We start from the raw sequence: 1,891 nt of genomic DNA, 5'->3' as shown, positions 1-1,891 counted from the left end.
CATCGAGTAGGGTGAGGCTTATGCCTCATCCCTCTCACAGAACCGTACGTACGGACCTCGTATACGGCTCCTGTACCCTTCACATTTTATCAACTTATTTCCTAAACGCCGATAAAGCAAGCCATCCCGTATTCACTTTTTCTATTGGATATAAACCAAGCTCCTCAAACCATTGGTTTGGCATCGATACACAAGATAAAGGGCTTAGTGAGTTACGCCACGAGTTCATCTTAATGAACTTAAACGGTGGCTTTTTTCCTAACTGCTTTAGTCGTCGATGTAGCCTTGATGGCTTCTTCCACAACCTCAGCTGTATTGCCCTTAGTCTTCGTCTGATCCAACCTGCCAAGGCTTTTAGCTCTCGTTTACAATTGGCTATACTAAAATAATTTACAAAACCGCGCACAACTGGATTTAGCCGTTTTATTACTTCTGCTAAATTTATGCCGCCGTTACGTTTTGTTAATTGCTTCACTTTTTGTTTAAACCCGATGAGTTTTGATGCTTGTATCCGTGTCCACTGGCTACCTATCTCTACTCCCAAAAACTTCACTCCTTTGCTGCTATGAGCAATATGGGTTTTATTTTGGTTCACGGTTAATTTCAAGTCTCGCTCTAGTATCTGGGTGGATGCCTTAAGTGCTTCTTGCGCTGCTTTTTCTGTGCTGCACAAAATCAAGATATCATCTGCATACCTCACTATTCGGTGATTACGCTTTTTCATTTCTTGATCGAAAGCATCTAGGTAGATATTGGCCAATAACGGGCTAATTACGCCACCTTGTGGGCTTCCTATCGTACTAGCCTCCCAGTGTTCACCTATCATTACTCCGCTTTTTAAGAACTGATTAATCAGTTTTAAAATACTACCGTCCGTCACTTTGCGTCTAACACTCCTAATTATCAAAGCATGATCAAGCAGGTCAAAACACTTCGACAAATCCATGTCTACGACCCAGTCGCGATGGTATTTACGGATAAATACACTTGCTTTACTGATAGCGTCATGACAGCTTCGTTTCGGCCTATACCCAAAACTCGATGGGTGAAAGTCGATGTCGAATATCGGTTGGAGTATGTTCAATAGTGTTTGTTGCACTATTCGGTCTCGAACTGCGGGGATACCTAGCATTCTGACACCGCCATCATCTTTGGGTATTTCCACCCGTTTGACAGGTTGTGCCCTATATTGCTTGGTTTGCAGCTCAAGTTGCAGTTGTTTTAAGTTTGCTTCTAAATTCAGGGCGAATGCGCCTACGGTCTGCCTATCTATTCCGGCCGCTCCTTTCGCTGCTTTCACTTTTTTGAATCCCTTGTACAGGTTATTAATGTCTAATAATTGTCCGTACAAGCTGTAGTAAACTGTCATTTTCTGCCTTTGCTTGCGGTATGTCTGCTCGTGTCACTCTACTTATCGCTGATTCTTCATGATGACATTAGGTGTGCTAGCCTTTTTTGGCAATCTGCCTAAGTGGTCAGTCATTACTCCATTGCTCGCCCTTCAATTCTCAGCGTCTACATTCCTGTTTGGCCGTCATATTTTGGCTATTTCCGTCGAAATACTTGTGAGCCGATAAACAAAAGTTCCCGTCTTTCATACGCTTAAAGAATACTTCCCCCCTTCGCAATCAATTAAAGCTTTTGGCTAAAGTTGACCCCATCAAACATAATGTTGATGGTCGGCTTGGTTTTCCCCTCCACACCATTACTGGCTTTCATCGGCCTAGCCTTACTCACTACTACGGGTTCATCTGCCACCTCACACCGACACTAAATCTTGGCTTTCACCTTGAATTTAGGCCACTTACTCTCATTAAGTTTAGATGCCAGGCTTCCCCAGTTACTGCACTGGCTCCCTGTTAGAAATCCCACCCTCAAGCACAGTATTGGT

1 protein-coding gene is annotated in these 1,891 nt (G+C 43.5%); it reads right to left on the bottom strand.

Annotation, left to right across the window (positions count from 1 at the left end; genetic code table 11):
• Positions 1 to 94: 94 nt before the first annotated feature.
• Positions 95 to 1,369 (bottom strand): group II intron reverse transcriptase/maturase, encoded by a 1,275-nt coding sequence (gene ltrA, locus AAEZ18_RS18250; RefSeq protein WP_350595486.1) that lies wholly within the window; start codon positions 1,367 to 1,369, stop codon positions 95 to 97.
• Between the last annotated feature and the right edge of the window lie 522 nt (positions 1,370 to 1,891).

This window comes from Pseudoalteromonas sp. 19-MNA-CIBAN-0066 (assembly GCF_040308705.1).
GTDB classification, from domain to species: domain Bacteria; phylum Pseudomonadota; class Gammaproteobacteria; order Enterobacterales; family Alteromonadaceae; genus Pseudoalteromonas; species Pseudoalteromonas nigrifaciens.
The sequence above is the reverse complement of the archived record's forward strand: the minus strand, read 5'-3'. Positions and strand labels throughout refer to the sequence as shown.

Coding starts and splice junctions, on each gene's coding strand:
- ltrA (WP_350595486.1), bottom strand. CDS start 1,369: ATGACAGTTTACTACAGCTTGTACGGACAATTATTAGACATTAATAAC.